Origin of the sequence: Hyphomicrobium sp. (assembly GCF_035687085.1) — a bacterium.
Lineage (GTDB): Bacteria > Pseudomonadota > Alphaproteobacteria > Rhizobiales > Hyphomicrobiaceae > Hyphomicrobium_B.
Window position 1 is genome coordinate 227,208 of record NZ_DASRYS010000006.1, and the last position, 20,276, is coordinate 247,483.

At 61.9% G+C, this 20,276-nt stretch carries 16 protein-coding genes and 1 tRNA gene; 3 read left to right on the forward strand and 14 right to left on the reverse strand.

Translation table 11 applies throughout. From position 1 onward, the window contains the following. Positions 1–101: 101 nt before the first annotated feature. The 5 genes from VFG26_RS06315 to mutS all read right to left on the reverse strand — a co-directional run bounded on the left by VFG26_RS06315 (position 102) and on the right by mutS (position 9,123). On the reverse strand, positions 102–602 hold the full coding sequence (locus VFG26_RS06315; RefSeq protein ID WP_325023372.1) for a universal stress protein: 501 nt from the start codon (positions 600–602) through the stop codon (positions 102–104). Positions 603–659: 57 nt separating this feature from the next. Next, a complete protein-coding gene (gene trpS, locus VFG26_RS06320) occupies positions 660–1,697 on the reverse strand; it encodes a tryptophan--tRNA ligase (RefSeq protein WP_325023374.1) in 1,038 nt (345 codons plus the stop codon). 94 nt (positions 1,698–1,791) lie between these two features. Beyond that, the gene (gene murJ / locus VFG26_RS06325) at positions 1,792–3,366 is read right to left on the reverse strand and encodes a murein biosynthesis integral membrane protein MurJ (RefSeq protein ID WP_325023376.1); all 1,575 of its coding nucleotides are present in this window, start codon (positions 3,364–3,366) and stop codon (positions 1,792–1,794) included. 139 nt (positions 3,367–3,505) lie between these two features. Then, on the reverse strand, positions 3,506–6,307 hold the full coding sequence (locus tag VFG26_RS06330; protein ID WP_325023378.1) for a [protein-PII] uridylyltransferase: 2,802 nt from the start codon (positions 6,305–6,307) through the stop codon (positions 3,506–3,508). Continuing rightward, positions 6,304–9,123, reverse strand: coding sequence for a DNA mismatch repair protein MutS (gene mutS, locus VFG26_RS06335; protein WP_325023380.1), 2,820 nt, complete (start codon positions 9,121–9,123; stop codon positions 6,304–6,306). Before mutS ends, VFG26_RS06330 begins: the two co-directional genes overlap by 4 nt. 192 nt (positions 9,124–9,315) lie before the next feature. Between mutS and VFG26_RS06340 the strand changes: the two genes are divergently transcribed. Then, positions 9,316–11,589, forward strand: coding sequence for an NADP-dependent malic enzyme (locus tag VFG26_RS06340; RefSeq protein WP_325023382.1), 2,274 nt, complete (start codon positions 9,316–9,318; stop codon positions 11,587–11,589). Positions 11,590–11,617: 28 nt separating this feature from the next. Here the strand turns inward: VFG26_RS06340 and VFG26_RS06345 are convergent, their stop codons facing one another. From VFG26_RS06345 to VFG26_RS06380, 8 genes are all read right to left on the reverse strand, one after another. Next, a complete protein-coding gene (locus VFG26_RS06345) occupies positions 11,618–12,586 on the reverse strand; it encodes a GNAT family N-acetyltransferase (protein ID WP_325023384.1) in 969 nt (322 codons plus the stop codon). 76 nt (positions 12,587–12,662) lie between these two features. Further along, entirely contained in the window at positions 12,663–14,561 is a 1,899-nt protein-coding gene (locus tag VFG26_RS06350) for a response regulator (RefSeq protein ID WP_325023386.1), read from the reverse strand. A 128-nt stretch (positions 14,562–14,689) separates the two neighbouring features. Then, positions 14,690–14,917, reverse strand: a complete 228-nt coding sequence (locus VFG26_RS06355; RefSeq protein ID WP_325023388.1) for a Trm112 family protein — start codon at positions 14,915–14,917, stop codon at positions 14,690–14,692. A 16-nt stretch (positions 14,918–14,933) separates the two neighbouring features. Next, positions 14,934–15,617 carry an LON peptidase substrate-binding domain-containing protein gene (locus tag VFG26_RS06360; RefSeq protein ID WP_325023390.1) on the reverse strand — a complete coding sequence of 228 codons (684 nt, stop codon included), beginning with the start codon at positions 15,615–15,617 and terminating at the stop codon, positions 14,934–14,936. Between the two features lie 30 nt (positions 15,618–15,647). Further along, complete coding sequence (gene trxA / locus VFG26_RS06365; RefSeq protein ID WP_325023392.1) at positions 15,648–16,559, reverse strand: thioredoxin; 912 nt, start codon at positions 16,557–16,559, stop codon at positions 15,648–15,650. A gap of 32 nt (positions 16,560–16,591) precedes the next feature. Further along, the gene (locus VFG26_RS06370) at positions 16,592–17,089 is read right to left on the reverse strand and encodes a prolyl-tRNA synthetase associated domain-containing protein (RefSeq protein ID WP_325023394.1); all 498 of its coding nucleotides are present in this window, start codon (positions 17,087–17,089) and stop codon (positions 16,592–16,594) included. An 86-nt stretch (positions 17,090–17,175) separates the two neighbouring features. Beyond that, a complete protein-coding gene (locus VFG26_RS06375) occupies positions 17,176–17,991 on the reverse strand; it encodes an NAD(P)-dependent oxidoreductase (RefSeq protein ID WP_325023396.1) in 816 nt (271 codons plus the stop codon). Then, positions 17,988–18,434 (reverse strand): MarR family transcriptional regulator, encoded by a 447-nt coding sequence (locus tag VFG26_RS06380; protein ID WP_325023398.1) that lies wholly within the window; start codon positions 18,432–18,434, stop codon positions 17,988–17,990. The genes VFG26_RS06375 and VFG26_RS06380 overlap by 4 nt, the downstream gene beginning before the upstream one ends. Before the next feature lie 517 nt (positions 18,435–18,951). On the opposite strand from VFG26_RS06380, the gene VFG26_RS06385 reads away from it, so the two are divergent. Both VFG26_RS06385 and VFG26_RS06390 read left to right on the forward strand, forming a co-directional pair. Further along, positions 18,952–19,026: transfer RNA gene (locus VFG26_RS06385), tRNA-Gly, on the forward strand. A gap of 225 nt (positions 19,027–19,251) precedes the next feature. Beyond that, entirely contained in the window at positions 19,252–19,446 is a 195-nt protein-coding gene (locus tag VFG26_RS06390) for a hypothetical protein (protein WP_325023400.1), read from the forward strand. Positions 19,447–19,758: 312 nt separating this feature from the next. Here VFG26_RS06390 and VFG26_RS06395 read toward each other — a convergent pair whose 3' ends face one another. Continuing rightward, the gene (locus tag VFG26_RS06395) at positions 19,759–20,031 is read right to left on the reverse strand and encodes a hypothetical protein (protein ID WP_325023402.1); all 273 of its coding nucleotides are present in this window, start codon (positions 20,029–20,031) and stop codon (positions 19,759–19,761) included. Positions 20,032–20,276: the final 245 nt, after the last annotated feature.

Genomic DNA, 20,276 nt, shown 5'->3' on the forward strand with positions numbered 1-20,276 from the left:
CACGCGCGCCGTCCTGCGCGGGTTAGGAATAGAAGGTTTCGAATATAGGTACGCCAGCTGCCCGTGTCGAGATATGGGCGCTGCACCTGCAAGTGGCGTGATTAGGCCAAGGCCTTGATTTCCGCGAGCGAAAGCTGCCCCGGGACGACGGTCACAGGCACGGCGAAGCCGCCGGCGGCCCGGCCTGTCGCAAGGGATGCGACGAGAGGGCCCGGGCCCTTGGCGTCGATGGCCGCCCCCAGGACGAGGATCGCGATGTCCTCATCCTCAGCTATGAGCCGGTTGATTTCTTCGGCCGAACGGCCTTCGCGAACGACGTCTTCGCATTCGACGTCTTCGAAACCGGCAAGGGAGAGCTTGCGGCGGAAAAGCCGGAACAGCGCCTTTGCCTTCACCGTCTCTTCGTCGAGCTGGACCTGGTGCACGCCTGCCCAATGCTGCAATTCGGTCGGCTCGATGACGTAGAGCATGACGAGCAGCCCTGTGGAGCGCTGCACACGGCTTGCTGCGTAATAGAGCGCGCTTTCGACTTCCTGGCTCTCGTCAACGACGATCAGGAACTTGCGGCGATGGCCTTCTTCGAATGAGCGGCGCGGTTTCATGGAGCGATGCTGCCATTCATCGGCCATTGCTGCAACGGGGCAGCATCGCTATTGCCGTCAGCTGCGGATGAAGCCGACGATGTCCTTGACCTTGCCCATGATGGGCGTTGCGATCTCGCGTGCTCGCGACGAGCCATCCGCCAGGATCCGGTCGATCTCTGCGGGATCGGCGGTCAGGCGCTTGATCTCATTGGCGATGGGCTCGATCTTGGCGACGAGCGCGTCGGCCAAGACCTTCTTGAAGGCAGAGAATTGCTGTCCGCCGAATTCGGCCAATACGGCGTCAACGGGCTTATCGACGATCGTCGCATAGATGCCGATCAGGTTTTCGGCCTCGGGGCGGCCGGCAAAGCCTGCTTCGTCGCCCGGCAACGGCTCGGGATCGGTCTTTGCCTTCTGGATCTTCTTGGCGATCGTGTCGGCATCGTCCGTCATGTTGATGCGCGAGAGGTCGGAGGGATCGGACTTCGACATCTTCTTGGAGCCGTCGCGCAGGCTCATGACGCGCGTCGAGGCGCCGGTGATGACGGGCTCGGGCTGCGGGAAGAAAATGCCGTCGGCGAAGCCTTCCGCGATGATGGAAGCGGAGAAATCATTGTTGAACTTCTGCGCAATGTCGCGGGCAAGCTCTAAGTGCTGCTTCTGGTCTTCGCCGACCGGCACGTGTGTGGCGCGATAGGCGAGGATGTCGGCCGCCATCAGGTTTGGATAGGCATAGAGGCCGACGGAGGCCTGCTCGCGGTCCTTGCCAGCTTTCTCCTTGAACTGGGTCATGCGATTCAGCCAGCCGAGGCGGGCCACGCAGTTGAAGACCCAGGCGAGTTCAGCGTGCGCGCTGACCTGGCTCTGGTTGAAGAGGATGCTCTTTTTCGGGTCGAGGCCGGCGGCGATGTAGGCGGCGGTCACCTGCCGGATCGCGTTGCGAAGCTCGGCCGGGTCCTGCCACACGGTAATCGCGTGCAGATCGACGACGCAGTAGATGCACTCGTGCGTCTCCTGCATGCGGATCCAGTTGACCATCGCGCCGAGATAGTTGCCGAGATGCAAGCTGCCGGTCGGCTGCATGCCGGAAAAGACGCGCGGCGTAATTTTCATGGGTCTCAGTACCGTGTTGAGAAATGAGCCGGCGCCTTATCGCGTGCGGGCGGCCGCAGCGCAAGTGCCGGCAGGGTTTGGTCGTTCTAGTGGCTCAGCGGCGGGTCAGACGGCCGAGCTGGCCGATGGACATGACGCCTGTGGCGAGGATCAAGGCCGCGAAGACTGAGAGGCCAATGCCGATCTCGACGCCCAGGAAGGCCGCCTTCAGGAAGAAGCCGCCGCTGTGGTCGAGGTAGGGCGCCAAGAGGTGGCTCGTCGCGAGGAGAGCTGCGACCATAACCGCGCTGGAGAGCAGGATCAGCGGCACGTTTCGCTTCAACCGGCTGTCGATGATGAAATTGCCGCGACGCCGGAGGGTCGACCACAGGAGGTAGGCGTTGAGCCAGCCGCCGAGGGCCGTGGCGATCGCGATGCCGAGCTGGGGCAGTATCCCCAAATGTTGGAACAGGAAGAACAGCAGGATCGAGCCTACGGTGTTGGCCGTCAGGCTGATCGTGGCGTAGCGCATCGGCGTCGTCGTGTCCTCGCGCGCATAGTAGGCGGGCGAGAAGACCTTGATCATCACGAAGGCGGGGAGGCCGAGGGCAAAGACGGCCAGCACCGTCGAGGTCACGCGGGTGTCGTCGGCGGTGAAGGCGCCGCGCTCGAAGAGGACATGGACGATATCCGTGGGGATCGTCGCTAAAGCCAGTGCTGCGGGTATCGTCAGCAGGAGCGCGAATTCGAGCGAGCGGTTCTGGCTATCCATGACGCCTGTCGTATTGCCGCTGCGCAGCTGGCGCGCGACGTCAGGCAGAAGCACGATGCCGATGGCGATGCCGACGATGGCGAGCGGCAGCTCATAGATGCGGTCGGCATAGTACAGATGTGAAACGGCGCCCGGCTGCAGCGAAGCGATGACGGTTCCAATCGCGATGTTCAGCTGCGTCACGCCGCCGGAGATGACGCCCGGAATGCCGAGGCGAACGAGCTTGCGAACGTCCGGGGTCAATCGCGGCCGGCGAATGCGGAGGTTCATTCCCGCGCGGTTCATTCCCCACATAAGCAGCAGAAGCTGCAGGAAACCCGCAACGAACACACCCCAGGCCTGAATGACACCGGCTTCGGGTCCGGCGCGGTAGCCGAGATATAGCGAGATCAGCGTTGCGATCATCATCGCGCCGTTGAGGACGATCGACACGGAGGCGCTTTCGGCAAAGCGGCCGAGCGAATTCAGCGCGCCCGACATCAGCGCCACGATCGACATGCACAGCAGGTAAGGCATCGTGATGCGTGTGAGCAGCACGGCGAGATCGAACTTCTCAGGCGTCACATCAAAGCCCGGCGCTAGGCCGTACATCAGGAACGGCATGGCGAGTTCGGCGACGATAATGACGATGAACAGTACGAAGAGCAGGCCCGCCATTGCGTCTTCGGCGAACTTGCGGGCGGCTTCCTTGCCCTCGCCTTCGATCTTCTTGGCGAAGATCGGCACGAAGGCGGAGTTGAACGCGCCCTCGCCGAAGAGGCGGCGGAAGAGGTTGGGAAACCGGAAGGCGACGACAAAAGCATCGGCAACCCAGCCCGAACCCAGGGTCGCAGCGATCAGGATGTCGCGCATGAAGCCGAAGACTCGGCTGAGCAAGGTCAGGCCGCCGACTGTCGCGAACGATTTATAGAGTTTCATCGATTGCAGGCTTGCTGTTCGCGTTTTGACGCCGAGGATTGCCCTCTTAAACCGGCTTAAGGCCGAAGACATCCGGCATTTTGATGGTCGAATGGCCCGGCTCGTGTGCTTGTGGCCGCCAAGTCACGGCAAGGCCGTGTCAGGCGCGGGCCGTCTCGGTGCTATCCTTCGTGTTTTCGGCGTCAGGATCGAGAACGGATTGCAGCCTGGCGCGCAGGGCGTTCTGGCGGTTTTCGTTGACGATCTGCTTGCCGACGAGATCGGTCACATAAAAGACGTCGACGGCTTTTTCGCCGAACGTCGTCACGTGCGCCGAGGCGATGTCGAGCGACAGGTCTGAGAGAACGGATGTCAATTCGTACAGAAGGCCAGGGCGGTCTCGGCCGGCGACTTCGAGAACCGTCAGACGATCGGAGAGCGCGTTGTTGATGACGACCTCGGGCTCAACGGTGAACGCTTCCAGATCGCGCGAGCCGATGCGGCGCTTCTGCAGGAGTACAGGAAGCCGCTCCTTGCCCATGAGCAAACGCTCGATGGTTTCGGTAATTCGCCGTGCACGTCGAATTTCGTCCTCGTCGTCCTGGAACTCGCGATTGAGCAGAAACGTGTCGAGCGCGTAGCCGTCGCGCGTCGTCGTAATATGAGCGCCGGCGATGTTGGCGCCGGAGGCGGCGCAAGCGCCCGCAAAGAGCGAGAGAAGCCGCGGGTGGTTGGGCGCGAAGACGGTCAATTCTGTGATTGCCGTGAAGGCGTCGGTTTTGACGGCGGTTGCGAACTTCGCCTTCGAACGCATGGCGTTGCGAACGACGTTGGCATGCTCGACTTGCGTTGCGAGTTCGGTGCGCAGCCAATAGTTCGGGTAATGCCGGGCGATGAAGGAATCGACGCTGCTCGCGGGCCAATCGGCGAGTGCCTTGCGCAATGCCGTTTGCGCCTGCTCGATGCGTTCGCCGCGCGGAACCTGCGTGTGGCCGCCGGCAACGAGCGGTTCGGTTTCATGATAGAGCGTGCGCAAGAGCTGGCCTTTCCAGCCGTTCCAGACGCCGGGGCCGACGGCCATGATATCGGCGCACGTCAACAGCAGGAGAAGTTTCAAACGCTCCGGGCTCTGCACGATGTTGGCGAAGGCGCGGATCGTGTCGGGGTCGGAGATATCGCGCGAGTGCGCGAAGTTGCTCATCGTCAGGTGTTCCTGGATGAGCCAAGTGACGAGTTCCGTTTCGGCCGCCGTCATGCCGAGGCGCGGGCAGATCTTGCGGGCGATACGCGCGCCGACGGTCGAATGATTTTCTTTGCGGCCCTTGCCGATATCGTGAAGGAAGGCTGCGACGAGCAGAGCGCGCCGGTTCTGGATCGACGAGAAGATCGCGGTCGAAAGCGGCAGGTCGGCCGCGAGTTCGCCGCGCTCGATGGCGGTGATGTTGCCGAGCGTTCGCAGCAGGTGCTCATCGACCGTATAGTGATGATACATGTTGAACTGCATCATCGCGACGATGCGGCCGAACTCCGGCAGGAAGCGGCCAAGGACGCCGGCCTCATTCATATGGCGGAGCGAGGCTTCCGGATTGCCGTGCGCCGTCAAAAGCGACAGGAAGATGCTGTTGGCTTCCGGGTCGTGGCGGAGCTTGTCGTCAATCAAACGCAGTGAGGCCCGAAGCAGGCGGATCGCATCGGGGTGAATATAGGCGCCGGTGCTGGCCGCTTGTGCGAAGAAGCGGATGAGGTTGACCGGATCGCGCGCGAAGACTTCGGCATCGACGACGTTGAGGCGGTCGTTGTCGATGCGGAAATCGGTTTTCTGGCGGATCTCGCGCCGCGTCCGCCAGCTCAGCGGATTGAGAAGCCGCTTGTAGCCGGGCGATGTCTTCAGCTGCTGAATTTCAAGGGCGCTGCAGAGGATGGTTGTCAGGTCGCCGACGTCTTTGGCAATCAGGAAGTAATGCTTCATGAAGCGTTCGACGGCGCGCAGGCCGTCACGCGAGGTGTACCCTAAGCTTTGCGCCATCGGCCGCTGGACTTCGAAGGAGAGGACTTCTTCGGCGCGGCCCGTCTGGAAGTGCAGGAAGCAGCGCACGCGCCAGAGAAAATCCTCGCAACGGCGGAAGGTTTGCACTTCCTCCGGCGTGAAGATGCCGGCTTCGACGGCGGCGGCGCCGACGTCCTGATTGAAGATGTATTTGGACAGCCATTGCAGCGTATGCAGATCGCGCAGGCCGCCCTTGCCATCCTTGATGTTCGGTTCGACTTTATAGCGGCTTTCACCCGCGCGCCGCGTGCGCTCGTCGCGCTCGGCCATTTTGGCGTCGATGAACTGGCGGGCGGTGCCGGTGACGACTTCCGCGCGGAAGCGGTCTTCAAATTCGGCAAAAAGCTGACTGTCGCCGAGAATGAGCCTGGCATCTAGGAGCGCTGTGCGGATGGTGATGTCGGCCATGCCGAGCTTCAAACATTGCTCGACGGTGCGCGTCGCGTGCCCGACCTTGAAGCCCAGGTCCCACAGCAAATAAAGCATGTATTCGGCGACGCTCTCGCCCCAGGGCGTCTGCTTGTAGGGGAGCAGAAAGAGCAGATCGATGTCTGAACCCGGCGCAAGAAGAGCGCGCCCGTAGCCGCCGGTCGCGACAATCGCCATGCGCTCGGCGTCCGACGGGTTGGTGGCGCGATAGACGTGCGTGACCGTGTAGTCGTAGATCAGCTTGATCAACTCGTCTTGAAACAGACTGAGGCCAGCTGCGCAGCGCCGGCCATTTCCGTCGGCTTCGAGCGCGGTGCGCGCGGAGTCGCGGGCATCCTTCAGAATGGTCTTCAGGCTGTCGAGAACCTTGGGGCGCGCATCCGATGGCGACCGGCTGGCGTTAAAATGCGCGGTCAGCTCGCGGCGCGCGGCAAGCTTGTCGAAGTAGGGCGGCGGGACCAGTACGTTCAAGGATTGATCGGTCAAGGCTTTGTCTTCTTCTGGGCTTCGGCAAGAGCCTTGAGTTCATAAATCTTTTCAAGCGCCGCTTTGGGCGACAGCTCATCAGGATGCATGGCGATGAGCAGCTTTTCAACGGCTGAGGGTTCGGCAGCCGGGGCTGCGCCCGTCGGCCGCGTGGCCGAGAAGAGCGGCAGGTCGTCGATACCCTCGTTGCCCGCGCGGGGGCGGCGGTCGGCCTTTTCCAGCCGTTCCAGCACTTGGCGGGCGCGGGAAACAACGGTTTCCGGCAGGCCTGCGAGCTTCGCCACCTGGATACCGTAGGAGCGATCGGCGGCGCCGGGCTTAACCTTATGCAGAAAAACGATGGTGTCGTGCCATTCAGTGACGTCCATCGTGACGTTGGCGATGCCGTCCAGGCGGCGCGCAAGCGCGGTCAGCTCATGATAGTGAGTGGCGAAGAGGGCGCGCGCCTTGGTTACTCCGTGCAGATATTCGACCGTCGCCCAGGCGATCGACAGGCCGTCGAACGTCGCGGTGCCTCGGCCGATCTCGTCCAGGATGACGAGCGAACGTTCCGTCGCCTGATTGAGGATCGCAGCCGTTTCGACCATTTCGACCATGAAGGTTGAGCGGCCGCGCGCCAGATCATCCGAAGCGCCGACGCGGGAAAACAGCCGGTCGACAATGCCAATGTGGGCGGAGCGCGCGGGCACGTACGAGCCCATTTGCGCCATGACCGTGATGAGGGCGTTCTGGCGGAGGAACGTCGATTTACCGGCCATGTTCGGCCCGGTGACGAGCCAGATGCGGGCGTCGGGCACTTCATCAAAGCCCGGCGGGGCTTCGGCTCCGCCTTTGCCCAGGACGCAGTCATTTTCGATGAAGGCCGGGCCGTTGCTCTTCGCCAGGGCCTGCTGCACGACCGGGTGGCGGCCGCCGCGAATTTCAAACGCCGGGCTGTTGTCGATGACAGGACGCACGTAGCTTTGCTCGAGCGCCAGCTCCGCGAGCGCAGCGTACACATCGAGTTCGGCGAGGGCTGCTGCCGCGGCGCCGAGCACTTCGTTTGCGGCGGCGATGTCTTGCGCGAGCTTGGCGAAGATTTCCTGCTCCAAGCTCAGCGCGCGTTCGCTCGCGGAGGCGATCTGGCCTTCGGTTTCGAGCAGTTCTGCGGTTGAGAAGCGGACAGCGTTCGCCATCGTCTGCCGATGCTTGAAGCGTTCCGACAGAGGCTCAGAGAGCAGTGGCTTGGCGTTGAGCTGGGTCACCTCAATGTAGAAGCCGAGGATATTGTTGTGGCGGACGCGGAGCGCCTTAATGCCCGTCTCTTCGATGTAGCGCGTCTCGAGTTCGGCCATCACGCGGCGGCTGTCGTTGCGCAGCTCGCGGGCGGCATCGAGATCGGAATTGTAGCCGTCTCGCACGAAGCCGCCGTCGCGCTTGAGGAGGGGCGGGTCATCGACGAGTGCGTTTTGCAGGGCGGCGTTGAGCGCCTCGGGAACGCCGGTGAGACGTGTCCGGATCGATTGCAACTCCGGCGGCAAAGAGAGCGGACCCGTCGCCTCGGTCAGCATCTTGGCGCATTCGGCGGCGGCCTCGATGGCATCGCGCACGGCGGCGAGATCACGTGGGCCACCTCGCCCGAAGCTCAGCCGCGGCAGGGCGCGCGCCAGATCGGGCGTTCCGCGAAGGCGAAAACGGATGTCATCCAACAGCAGGCGGTTCGAAAGCAGACAATCGACGGCGTCGAGCCGGGCTTCGATGGCGGCGGGATCCGTGAGCGGGCTTGAGATGCGCGCCAGCAATTCGCGTGCGCCGGCGCCCGTGATCGTCCGGTCGATGGCGCCGAGGAGCGAAGAGGATTTATCGCCCGAGGATGACTTCACGAGTTCAAGGCTCGCGCGGCTTGCGGCATCGATGAAGAGCGAGGCGCTGCCGGTGCGGCGCGGTGCGCGGATGAGCGGCTTCTGGCCCATCTGCGTGAGGTCGACGTATTTCAGGACGGCGCCGATGGCTGCCAATTCGTGGCGCGAGAAGGCGCCGAAGCCCGCGAGATCGGTAACGCCCAGGCAGTCTTTGAGGTCGCGCGCACCGGCCGTGCTGTCGAAATACGCGGACGGGATGGGCGTCGTCTTGCCGCCCGAATATTCGACGGCGCGCGTGAACATTTCATCTGCGAGGAGATCTTCGCCCGCGAGGACTTCGCTCGGGGCTAGGCGGATGAGTTCACCGGCGAGATCAAGCGGCGATATCTCCGCGATCTCGAATTCGCCCGTCGAGATGTCGAGGGAGGCCAGCGCAACGCTTGCTGGCGTGCCGCCAGAGGCTTTGGGTGCGAAGACAGCCGTCAGAAAGTTGCTGGCCTTGGCATCAAGCAGCGCTTCTTCGGTCAGCGTGCCGGGCGTGACGAGACGGACGACATCGCGTTTGACGACGGCTTTGGAGCCGCGCTTGCGCGCTTCAGCGGGATCTTCAAGCTGCTCGCAGACGGCGACGCGGTAGCCCTTCTTGATGAGGCGCTGCAGATATTCGTCGGCCCGATGCACAGGGACACCGCACATCGGGATGTCCTGGCCGCGATGCTTGCCGCGTTTGGTCAGAACAATCGACAAAGCTTCGGACGCGGTAACCGCATCTTCAAAGAATAGCTCGTAGAAGTCGCCCATGCGGTACCAAAGCAGACTGTCCGGATTTGCTGCCTTGATTTCGAGGTACTGCGCCATCGACGGCGTCGCCTCGTACGAGACGGCCGGTTCGCCTTCGCTGTGCGACACTTCGGCTTCCACAGGCGGCTCCGATTCGGTTGGCCTGCCCTTGCGCTGCGCGCCGGTTCTGGACATCAAGTGACTACGTTTCAATTTGCCTCATTGGCCTTGATCGAAGGGCAGCATGAGGCGCTCCACCGCCCCGACCCGGTGCTGGATATGCATAGGTTGCCGTATCGTCTGCTGCAACCTATCGTGCCGGCTCTTTTTCCCTGAAGTGTGCCTCGGAAGCCCCGTGTGCACGTAATCCACGAACGGTCCAACAGCATGGCCTCCCTTCACCGCGCAGCCCAAGTCACGGCGCAAGAAGCGCTCGAATTTCACGCCGGCGGAAAACCAGGAAAACTCGAGATCGCGCCCACGAAGCCGTTGGCGACGCAACGCGATCTTTCGCTGGCGTATTCACCGGGCGTTGCAATTCCGGTGCTGGCGATCGCGGAAAACCCGCGGGAGGCCTACGCCTACACGAGCAAGGGCAATTTCGTGGCGGTGGTGTCGAACGGCACGGCCATTCTGGGCCTCGGCAACTTAGGCGCGCTCGCGTCCAAACCGGTGATGGAAGGCAAGGCGGCGCTCTTCAAGCGCTTCGCCGATCTCGATTCCATCGATCTGCTGGTCGACACGCCCGATCCGGAAGCCTTCATCAACTCCGTGCGCTATCTCGGCCCGTCTTTCGGCGGCATCAACCTTGAAGACATCAAGTCTCCGGATTGCTTCATCATCGAAGAGAAGCTGAAGGAGCTGCTCGACATTCCCGTCTTCCATGACGATCAGCATGGAACGGCCATCGTCGTCGCGGCGGGCGTGCTCAACGGATTGCGGGTCGTCGAAAAAGACATCAGCGACGTGAAGCTCGTGTGCGCCGGCGCGGGTGCTGCGGCACTCGCCTGTCTCAACCTGCTCGTGATGATCGGCCTCAAACGCGAGAACATCACGGTCTGTGATATCAAGGGCGTCGTCTATGAGGGCCGCAAGGAACTCATGGATATCTACAAGGCACCGTTTGCGCAGAAGACGAACGCGCGCGTGCTGGGCGACGTCATTCAAGGCGCCGACATCTTCATCGGGCTTTCGGCCGGCGGCGTGCTTTCGCAAGAGATGGTCGCGCAGATGGCGCCCAAGCCCATCATCTTTGCGATGGCCAATCCTGACCCCGAGATCACGCCGGAAGAAGTGAAGGCGGTGAGATCCGACGCGGTGATTGCGACGGGCCGCTCCGACTACCCCAACCAGGTCAACAACGTCCTGTGCTTCCCCTTCATCTTCCGCGGTGCGCTCGACGTTCAGGCGACGACGATCAATGACGCGATGAAGATCGCCGCGGCGGAAGCCATTGCGGCGCTGGCGCGAGCCGAGGTTCCCGACAAAGTCGCGGCGGCATTCATGGGCGAGCGGCCGACGTTCGGCCCGGGCTACATCATTCCGGCGCCCTTCGATCCGCGGCTTCTGCCGCACGTGTCGGCTGCCGTTGCGAAGGCTGCGATGGATTCCGGCGTCGCGCGTAATCCGATCGTCGATATGGAAGGCTACGTCGCGCGGCTGAAGGCGCGCCTCGATCCCGTCGCGGGGTGGCTCCAATCGACGTTCGAGGCGGTCCGCATGGACCCCAAGCGCGTCGTATTCGCCGAGGGCGAGGATCATGCCGTCATTCGCGCCGCCAACACGTATTTGCAGCAGGGCTTCGGCCAGCCGATCCTGATCGGATCAAAGAAGATCGTGACCGAAGGGTTCCGTCAGCTCGGCATTCCGCTCAGAAGCGACTTCGTGCTGGTGGACACCACGGCGTCGCCCTTCATGGAAGAGTTCACGGAGTTCCTTTATTCGCGCCTGCAGCGCCGCGGTTATCTGAAGCGCGACTGCGAGCGCCTCGTCACCAACGAGCGCAACGTGTTCGGCGCGCTGATGGTGGCGCATGGCCACGCCGATGCGATGGTATCGGGCGTGACGCGCAACTGGACGAGCGTTTATTCGGACGTTCATCGTGTGCTCGACCCGAAGCCTGGGCGTAACGTCATTGGTGTTTCACTTGTGCTGAGCAAGGGCCGCGCCGTTCTCGTTGCCGACACCAGCATCCATGACTCGCCGACGGCGGAGCAACTCGCCAACATCGCCGTTGAAGCGGCGCGTACGGCGCGTGCTTTCGGGATTGAGCCGCGTGTGGCACTGCTTGCCTATTCGACGTTCGGGCAGCCGCGAACGGAGCGTTCCGAGCAGGTCCGCCAAGCGGTGCGCATTCTCGACGAGCGGATGGTCGATTTCGAGTACGACGGCGACATGGCGGCCGACGTTGCGCTCAATCGGACGCTGATGGGGCACTATCCCTTCTGCCGCCTCTCGGACACGGCAAACGTTCTCGTCATGCCGGCATTCCACGCGGCTTCGATTTCGACGAAAATGCTGAAAGAACTTGGCGGCGCGACGATTATCGGGCCGATCGTCGTCGGGCTCTCGCATCCCGTGCAGATCTGCCCGTTCGGTTCGACAGACGCCGATATCGTCAACATGGCAGCGCTCGCGGCCTACGGCGCGGGCCGCCCGTAGGCCGGGCCGCCGGGAGGCGCGGTTCGTCTCAAGCGTCGACGGCGATGCGGCTCTTGGTTTCTTCCGGCGCGCCGTAGTGCTCGAAATAGCGGGGGTCGATTTTGGCCACCGGCATGATGACGAGAACATCGGTCGTGCCGAATTGGTGATCGAGAACGGCGCCGTCGCCGAAGCAGGCGCCGAGCCGTAGGTAAGCTTTGATGAGCGGCGGCATCGCCTTCAGTGCGGCCTTCTGATCAATTTGCGAGAGCGGCACGCGATCCATCGGTACATAGAGCCGGTCGCGCGCGCGGCAGCGCCATTCGTCAGGTGCGAGCGCGCGATGGTGCAGATAGCTCAGCGCCATTGCATGCTCGTCAAGATCGAGGCCCTGGAAGCTGGCGCAGCCGATCATGACGTCGATGCGGTTTTCGCGGACGTAGGTCCAAAGGCCGTGCCACAGTAATTCGAGCGACCTCTTGCTGCGATAGGGTGCCAGAACGCAGGAGCGTCCGAGCTCCATGAAACGGTGGGTCGCGGCTTTGCGGCGGATGAGTTGAGCGACGTCGTATTCGCTCGCCGAATAAAATCCCGGGCCGCGCTCGGCCACGTCCTGTCGAAGGATCCGGTAGGTGCCCACGACCTTCGGCTTCTCGGGCCGGCCGGCGCGGCCTGGCGTTGTCTGATCGAGATCGACGACGAGAAGGTGATCGCACAGCGCGTCATAGGCATCCTCGTCGCGGCGGCGGAATTGCGCGAGGCGTGTCGGCACGGCCGACATTTCCTCGTAGAAAACCTGATAGCGAAGGCGCTGCGCGAGCTTGATCTCAGCCCACGTGCGGGCGAGGCGCACTTCGAGATTGCCGACGCGGCCGTAAATCTTGGGTTCGATGTCGCGAGGCAAAGCGCTGAAGCGGTGCGCGGGCACCTGAAAAGCATTTAGCGCGGAAAGCCCGGCTGGAATCTTCTTCGGCGCACCAGAGCGCCATCTGCCCCGCTCTGCAATCGACTGCCACATAGAGTGCTTCCCTGGTCAATTCCCGAGATGCGGCTAGCACGATTCCGTGACACTTTTTAGATTCGTTTGCTGCGCGTTAGGCAGCAGGCGTTGCTTGGGCGAGGCCCTGTGCCGTCCACTTGACCAGCATGTCGTGGAGATCGCCGGCGTCAAATGGTTTCGCAAGATAATCGTCCATTCCGGCGGCTTGGCAGCGGTCCCGGTCCTCCGGGAAAGCATTCGCGGTCAGGGCGATGATCGGGGGACAGCAGGGGGCCGCGGGCTTTCGCTGTTCAAACAGAGCCTTGATGGATTTGGTGGCGGTCAAGCCATCCAGCCCCGGCATCAGGAGATCCATCAAAATGAGATCGAATGCCGGGCGTTTGCCCTCCAGCGTCTCCCATATCGCCTTGATCGCGCAGCGCCCGTCTTCAACCACCGTCGCACGCCCTCCGGCACGCTCGATGACTTTGCAGGCGAGCAGCGCGTTGATGCGATCGTCTTCGGCGACGAGAACGGTGACGGGATGCTTGAGGGCAGGCGAGGCTTCGCTGGTTTCAGCCGCTCCTCGCGGAGGGTCTGCCCTTTGCAGTTCGAGGACGGCCGTGATGTGCGCGCCTTGGCCGCGGCCGCCGCTGGCGACGATACTGCCGGACATCGCTTGGGCGAGGCGTTTTGAAATTTCCATGCCGAGGGTTGGCGTTTCGGAGCGCGTTGGGGCTGCTGGATCGCGCGGTCGCACAGGTCCGCATGATGGAGCAGCCGGCAGGTGTGCTGCAGATCCTGCAACTTCGATTGAGATACGGATCGCGTTCGAGAAGGAGGGTTTGGCCTTGTCCAACGCGATCCGCACTTCGACGCTGCTGGACTGAGTGGCTTTCATGGCCTGGGACAGCAGATTGAGGACAATCTGGCGAACCCGCATCTCGTCGCCGCGCACCCATTCGGGCACCGCTTCTGCGAGCGTGCAAGTGAGCGCGACCTGCTTGGCAGAAGCTTCGACCATCGTGAATTCGATTGCTTGCTCGATGCAATCGGCAAGCGAGAAGACGCCGGTTGTCAGGTCCACCTTTCCGGCATCGATGTCGGATAAATCCTGAATGTCATCGAGGAAGACCAGGAGCGCTTGAGCCGTTTCTTCGACGATCAGCGCCTGCTTTGCCTGCTCGTCGTCGAGCCGCCTGTCGCGCATACGTGCCATCATGCCGATGATGCCCATTGCAGGCGTTCTGATTTCTTGGCTCATCGCCGCGAGAAAGCGCGATTTTTCTTCGTTGCTCGCCTCGGCGCGGTCGCGCGCCGCTTTGAGCTTTTCCCGGATGTCACGGTCAGCCGTGATGTCACGGCCCACGCTTTGAATTTCGATTTCGCCGGTTTCGCCGATAACCTCGCTGGCGTCCCAGGCGATCCAACGATTGCCTTGGCGTGTGCGCAGGAGTTCGAGTGTGCGCCGGGCGGATGCCGGTGATCCAGCGGCAGGCACCGCCTTGATGACGGTGGGACGGTAACCGGATCCAACGATTTTTTCGGCGGTCACGCCGAAAGCCTTGAGGAAGGCGCGATTGGCGAACCGCAAGCGGCCATCAAGAGAATAGCGGACGATCAAGTCGGTCTGCGCATCCAGGAAGCGGCGGTAGCCAACCGCGCTGTCCGTCTGCGTCCACTGCGCGTCCTTCATTTCTTCCAGCCTGCGCAACTTGATGTGTCTACGCAGGCGGGCGGCGCGGGCGAAGATCCAGGTCCAGCCGTGAGACAGGAGTATGATGGACATGGTGCTTGCTGCGAGCAGCGCGGTTCCCAGGAATGCTGCTGAGAGTGCAACGTCGAGTTCCGGGCCGCTTGATGCGATCCCGCCGGCGAGCAGTGGAAGACCGATGAGAAACGCGATCACGGCAGAGATGCGCGAGACTCTCACCGCCTGCCGCTTCCGGCTGGATGACGGCTCTGCGGCCTTGCCCGCTTCAGCGGGCCGCGCGTACATCGGTTTTTGCAGCAACGCTTTTGCCCCTGAATGCGGGGGCGACACTCAGCTGCCGTCAATTTACGGAATCTAAAGAGACGTGGTTAAGCTACGTGTTGCGGACTAAATTATCATTCATGTCCGATGGCCGCCACGCAGCTGCCTCAAAGCCGCCGCAAATCGTCGTCGTTCAGCCTACGTGCTGCTTCTTCGATCATCAGCGGCACGCCACTTCGTATCGGAAATGCAAGGCCCGCGGCCTTGCTGATCAGCTCACGGTGCTTTGCATCGTACACCAAGCGCGTCTTCGTCAGCGGGCAGACGAGCAGCTCCAGAAGTTTCGGGTCGACCGCGTTCGTTGTGTCGTCTGCTGAGTCTTCACTGTCGCTCATTGGCGGTACCGGTCAATTATTGCAGCGTCGTGCCGCTGCTGCCATTCGAGGCCAAGTCGATCTCTGCAAGAGCGACGAGCACTTCGGCACGCTGGCGCAAATCCTTGGCTTCGAGGAGGGCTTGCTTCTCTTCCGGTCCATACGGGCACATGACGGAGAGCGCATTGATCAAGAACTCGTTGGAAGCGCGCTGGATCGTCGCCCAGTCGGTCTTCAAGCGATTGGCCTCGAGATACGTCTTCAGCACGCGCAAGAGGTTCTGGCGGTCGACCAACTCTTCGCCAAGGCCCTCCGTCAAATCGCTCGCAAACCGGTCGTAGCTGACGCTCATGATGCGATAGGGTTTATCGGTCTCGGCTTCGCCCACGCTTTCGAAGCGCGTGATGCCCGTCAGCGTGATGATGAGGCGCCCGTCATCGAGTTCCTGGTAGGAGGTCACCCGGCCGGCGCATCCGACCGAGCGCAATCCTGCCGACTTATCGATGGGGCTCTCCTGATCGTCGTCGCCAGAGACGATGGGCTGAACGATGCCGATAATCCGGCCGCCCGACATCACGTCGTCCAGCATCTCAAGATAGCGCGGCTCGAAAATGTTCAGCGGCAGTGTCGCCCGCGGCAGCAGAATTGCGCCACGAAGCGGAAAGACCGGGATCCTCGGTGGCAGGTCGGCTGGACGCCGGTAGCGTTCCGTGAGCGTCAAATTCGCTAGTCTCCGCTTGTGGCTGAAACCCTAACTGAACAGGATCGATGCGAGCTTACGCCGGCCTTCCGCGACTAACGGGTCCTTGGGGCCCCAGGCGTCGAAGAACTGCAGAAGCTGCTTGCGAGCGGCTTCATCGTTCCAACTCCGGTCCATCCTGACGAGATCGAGGAGAAGTGCAAGGGCCTCGTCCCGATCGCCCCTGGCGGCAAGCGCCACCGCGAGGTCGAGCCGGGCTTGATGGTCCGCCGGATTTTCGCTGACGCGCGCCGTCAGCTCGGAGAGGTCCGATGCGTCGGCGCCCTTTTCGGCAAGTACTATCGCGGCTTCAATGCCTTTGACGACCGCCAGTTCCCGCTTGTCCGGCGGAACGAGGGCTAGCGTTTGCTTGGCCCGCTCGACGTCGCCGCTCTGCATGTAGCAGGTGGCGAGACCGGCCAAGGCTTCGGCGTTGGTGCGGTCCTCCTGGAGGACGGAGGCAAAAGCCTCGGCTGCGCCTTGAAGGTCGCCCTGCTCGAGCATCTCTTCGCCAGCCTTCAGGACCTCGGTTATGCCGAGTTCGGCATCGTCGGCGACGAGCCGGTCGACAAAGGCCTTGATGGCGCTTTCCGGCTGGGCCCCGGCGAAACCATCGACGGGCCGGCCGTCACGGAAGGCATAAATGGTCGGGATCGACTGAATGCGAAGCTGCGCGGCGATCGCCTGGTTCTCATCGACGTTGATCTTGACGAGGCGAACCTTGCCGCCATAGCTGCGCACGACCTTCTCAAGCGCCGGGGTCAGCTGCTTGCAGGGGCCGCACCATGGCGCCCAAAAGTCGACAATGACTGGAACGGCCTTCGAGGCCTCGAGCACATCTGCCGCGAAAGACGCGGTCGAGGCGTCCTTAATGATGTCCGCGGCGCCTGGCGCGCCGGGAAAACCGTTATCACCGAAAGTCATTGACCCAAATCTCCTCGCCGCCGCTCAGACCTTCAAGATGCGGTCAATACCATGACATGGGGTTCATGGCCGGTTTCACAAATGAACCGCAAAAGGTCTTCGCGTGCAATGTTCGTGGTTGCCGTGTTTTCGAGCGGATGACAGTTGACGCTCTCTTCCGTCATCAACGCCTGATCGAAGACGATCTCCACGCGCTTTGCCGTGTCGTTCATTGCAGCAAACGCGGTCACGGCGCCAGGGGTTACGCCGAGCACTTCCAACAGCAATTCGGGTTTGCCGAAGGAAAAGCGGCCGGCGGGGAGTCTCTTTGAGAGCGCTTTCAAGTCCACCCGCGTCTCCGCATTGGCGATGACGAGGAAAAGCGCGCCCTTGTCGTCCTTCAGAAAGAGGTTCTTGGTGTGCGCGCCCGGCAAATCGATGTCTATCGAACTCGTGTCGGCGACGGTGAAAGCCGGGGGATGCTCGACGGTCCTGGTCTTGATTCCGAGTTGGTCCAGAACCTGGAACAGTTGCTCTCGTGTGTGGGGCATTACCGGGGGCGCTCTGCAAAATTTATCGATCAGGCCGGGGGTGTTCTCGCATCCTCCGAAGCGGCCTCGCCGGTGCCGGAGCTGCGTTACATCAGCTTCTCATGTACCGCCTGATGGACGGTCCGCACAATCGGCTGAAAGCCGAGGGTGCGAGCAAGCGTGCCATCGACATGGAGGTGCCACGGGTTCGTTAGCGGCTCGCTGGATCCGTCCAGCGTCTCGCCGACCAACTCGACGAGTTCATAGATCGAGGTTGGCGCCTCATCGACGATATTGACGACGCGCCCGTCCATCGCGCCGGTCAGCGCAAGCTGCATGGCAGTGGCGATGTCGCGATGATGGATCATGCTCATCCTTTGAGCGGGATGCCATTTGGCACTGACTGCATACTTGGGCACCGCCTCCAGATGACCATCCTGGTCGCCGTAGACGAAGCCGAACCTTTGAATCGACCAGTTCAGCCCGCTGTCGCGCAGCTCTTTCTCGGCTGCGAGCTTGCTGGCCGGATAAGCCTGTTGCGGATCAGCGGCATCATCCTCGCGTCCGGGGCGCGGGCTGTTGGCGTTATAAATATTGGTCGTACTCGCCATGATGAAGCGCGCTTGGGGCGCGTGGGCCCGCGCCGCGGCGATGAGGTTACGCGTACCTTCGAGATTGCTCTTCCAAATGAGATCGGTGTCGTGCGTGCGGAAAACTGCGGCGAGATGAATAATCGCGGAGACGCCCTCCACCGCCTCTGCGAGCGACGCTGGATCAGAGAGGTCACCCTTCGCGGCCGCCACTCCGGCAGGCGCCTCTTTCCCGCCACGCATGAGCGCGCGGCAGTCTACTCCTGCCTCGACAAGGCGCGGCAGAAGCCGCGCTCCTACAAGCCCAGTCGCACCCGTTACCAGGATCGTCATGGCAGAGTTTCCTTTCGCAAAAGATTGTCGAGGCGTTCGGTTGCGGTCCGGAGGACGCGGACGGCGATTGCGATATCGGCAGCGTCGATGCCATCGAACGCGACCTTGTGGATGAGGGCCAAGTCGGGCAGTTCGTCCCAGAGTTTCGTCCCCGCCGGCGTCATCCGCAGGAGCTTCTGGCGCTGATCGGTGCGATCGGGCACCTGCTCGATAAGCCCTTTGCGAGCCAGCGTGCCGACCACGACGCTCAGCGTCGCGCGTTCGATCTGCAGCATCCGCAACAGGTCGCGCTGCATCGTCGGCCCGTCATTGGCCAGTTGGTGCAGCACGTACCATTGGGTGGCTCCGAGATCGTACGGGCGCAGAAGCACCTCCATGGCGGCGCGGCCGGCGAAATAGCATCGCTTGGCCCACGCTCCGACTTCGTTTTTCGAACCGCTCAACTTGTTAGCCTCCTGACAATCATGTTAGGAAGCTAGCATAATGTCAATTGTTGGCGCAGGTAAAACTTCGAAACGTATTTGCCGGCGCGTGGCCCAAAGCGCACGGTGCGCAAATCTCATTCTAGAGTTTTAGAAACGCCGGCTCGGCGTCTTCGCCGACAGCTCTCTCTCTTTGTCGATGCCGATGCTGCGATGGATCTCTTGAGATCGATGCGCTGAAAGTTTTGGTTGAGGTCGTAATCCAAACGGTCAGGCCGTCGCCGAGCGCGAGTGCGGCGATATCGCTGCCCATGAGCATCGATTTCTTTCGAACCCCAGCAATTCAGCTATCGCTCGATCCGCTACCGAAGGCTTGGAAAGAGCGTTGTCGTCCTGAGATTGGCGGGGGTAGGCGAGGGCTTACATTTTGTCTCAATGCCTCGTGCGAAATTCGATATGAAGAGGCCTTGCATTGGGATGTCACTTGCGCCATAAGGCGGGTCTTCCGTTGCCGCAAGGCGCTGATGCTGCTGGACATGCGGGTGTAGCTCAGGGGTAGAGCACGACCTTGCCAAGGTCGGGGTCGAGGGTTCGAATCCCTTCGCCCGCTCCAGTCGGCCTCAGATTTCAGAATACCTCCTGAAATCGTCATGGAAACTTCGCAAGTCGCGTTGCCTGCGGGCATGTAACTGCTTCCGTTTTTCCGGCACGCTTCGATCCCTCAAAGCCGGACGTTCCCTCTTTACAAAACCGTATGAAGAGCCGGTGCGCACCCGCCGCTATAGGTAGCTTCTCACTTGGCGTCAAAACGACGCTCGCAACCAAGGAGAGAAGCCTCATGAAGACAATGATGGGTGTTTGTTTCGCGGCTGCCGTAGTGGCTTTGGGAGCCGGTTCTGCCAGTGCCGCCAGTGTCGGCGGCGATGTGCAGTCACTCAAGCTGATTTCCAAGCAGTCGCCGGAAGTCCAAAACGTCTACTGGCGCCATCACCGTCATTGCTGGTGGCGGCACGGACACCGTCATTGCCGCTGATCGTTTTCTGGTACGGCGCCTGCGTGGCGCCGTATTTCATTCGCAGCGCTGCCGCTGGTCAGACTCTCTGGCGCCACGGAGCTTGAGGAAGGTGCATCCGCTTCGTCTGCGAAAGGGTGCAACAGTGTTGAAAGGCTCCGTGCAGTTTCTTCAGGCCGCTTTAGCTTGCGGACTCATGGTCATTCTCATTTTCTCAATTCCGTTATTGGCTGCGGCTATTCCCCTCCACTTCGATATTACTATTCAGCGGCCGCAGCGCCTCTAGAGCCGAAAAGCAATCCGGCCCCAATTGGGGCCGGTGCATTCTCACGGTCAGTAATAGCGGCGATAACGGCGATAGTAATAGTAATCGTCGTAGGGATAGTCATCGTAGTAGGCGTAGCCGTAGGGCGCGTAGAACCCGATCGCCGGGCCCCAGCCCCAGCCACCCCAACCGCGGTGACCATGCCAATGTCCATAACCGCCATGTCGGAAGTGGCCGTGGAAATGGCCACCGTGACCGTGTCGCGCCTCAGCGCCAGCGGAGAAGCCTACTAATGCAAGACCTGCCACTGCGCCGCTAAAAGCTTTTTTCCATCCGTCCATTTTGAGCTCCATTGCATCGGCGGGCGACCGTCCGATCGCCCTGGCGAATAAACCTGGAAGCGCCGCGCCGGTTTTCATGCATTTATGGAAATACAGCTCAGCTATTATTGTAATTCGGTCTGGCGCAGAATTGGCCTCTGCCAGGAGCAATTGCGCTGGCTGAAAATGAACTTCGTGTTCTTTGCTGCCGACAGAATTTTTTACTCGCCGTTCGGCCGGAACCGAGGCTGGCGGCCTCCAGGCAG

What these genes read in the sequence shown, in the direction of transcription:
- VFG26_RS06315 (WP_325023372.1), bottom strand. Translation starts at nt 602, where the DNA reads ATGAAACCGCGCCGCTCATTCGAAGAAGGCCATCGCCGCAAGTTCCTG.
- trpS (WP_325023374.1), bottom strand. Translation starts at nt 1,697, where the DNA reads ATGAAAATTACGCCGCGCGTCTTTTCCGGCATGCAGCCGACCGGCAGC.
- murJ (WP_325023376.1), bottom strand. Translation starts at nt 3,366, where the DNA reads ATGAAACTCTATAAATCGTTCGCGACAGTCGGCGGCCTGACCTTGCTC.
- mutS (WP_325023380.1), bottom strand. Translation starts at nt 9,123, where the DNA reads ATGTCCAGAACCGGCGCGCAGCGCAAGGGCAGGCCAACCGAATCGGAG.
- VFG26_RS06340 (WP_325023382.1), top strand. Translation starts at nt 9,316, where the DNA reads ATGGCCTCCCTTCACCGCGCAGCCCAAGTCACGGCGCAAGAAGCGCTC.
- VFG26_RS06345 (WP_325023384.1), bottom strand. Translation starts at nt 12,586, where the DNA reads ATGTGGCAGTCGATTGCAGAGCGGGGCAGATGGCGCTCTGGTGCGCCG.
- VFG26_RS06355 (WP_325023388.1), bottom strand. Translation starts at nt 14,917, where the DNA reads ATGAGCGACAGTGAAGACTCAGCAGACGACACAACGAACGCGGTCGAC.
- trxA (WP_325023392.1), bottom strand. Translation starts at nt 16,559, where the DNA reads ATGACTTTCGGTGATAACGGTTTTCCCGGCGCGCCAGGCGCCGCGGAC.
- VFG26_RS06370 (WP_325023394.1), bottom strand. Translation starts at nt 17,089, where the DNA reads ATGCCCCACACACGAGAGCAACTGTTCCAGGTTCTGGACCAACTCGGA.
- VFG26_RS06375 (WP_325023396.1), bottom strand. Translation starts at nt 17,991, where the DNA reads ATGACGATCCTGGTAACGGGTGCGACTGGGCTTGTAGGAGCGCGGCTT.
- VFG26_RS06390 (WP_325023400.1), top strand. Translation starts at nt 19,252, where the DNA reads ATGAAGACAATGATGGGTGTTTGTTTCGCGGCTGCCGTAGTGGCTTTG.
- VFG26_RS06395 (WP_325023402.1), bottom strand. Translation starts at nt 20,031, where the DNA reads ATGGACGGATGGAAAAAAGCTTTTAGCGGCGCAGTGGCAGGTCTTGCA.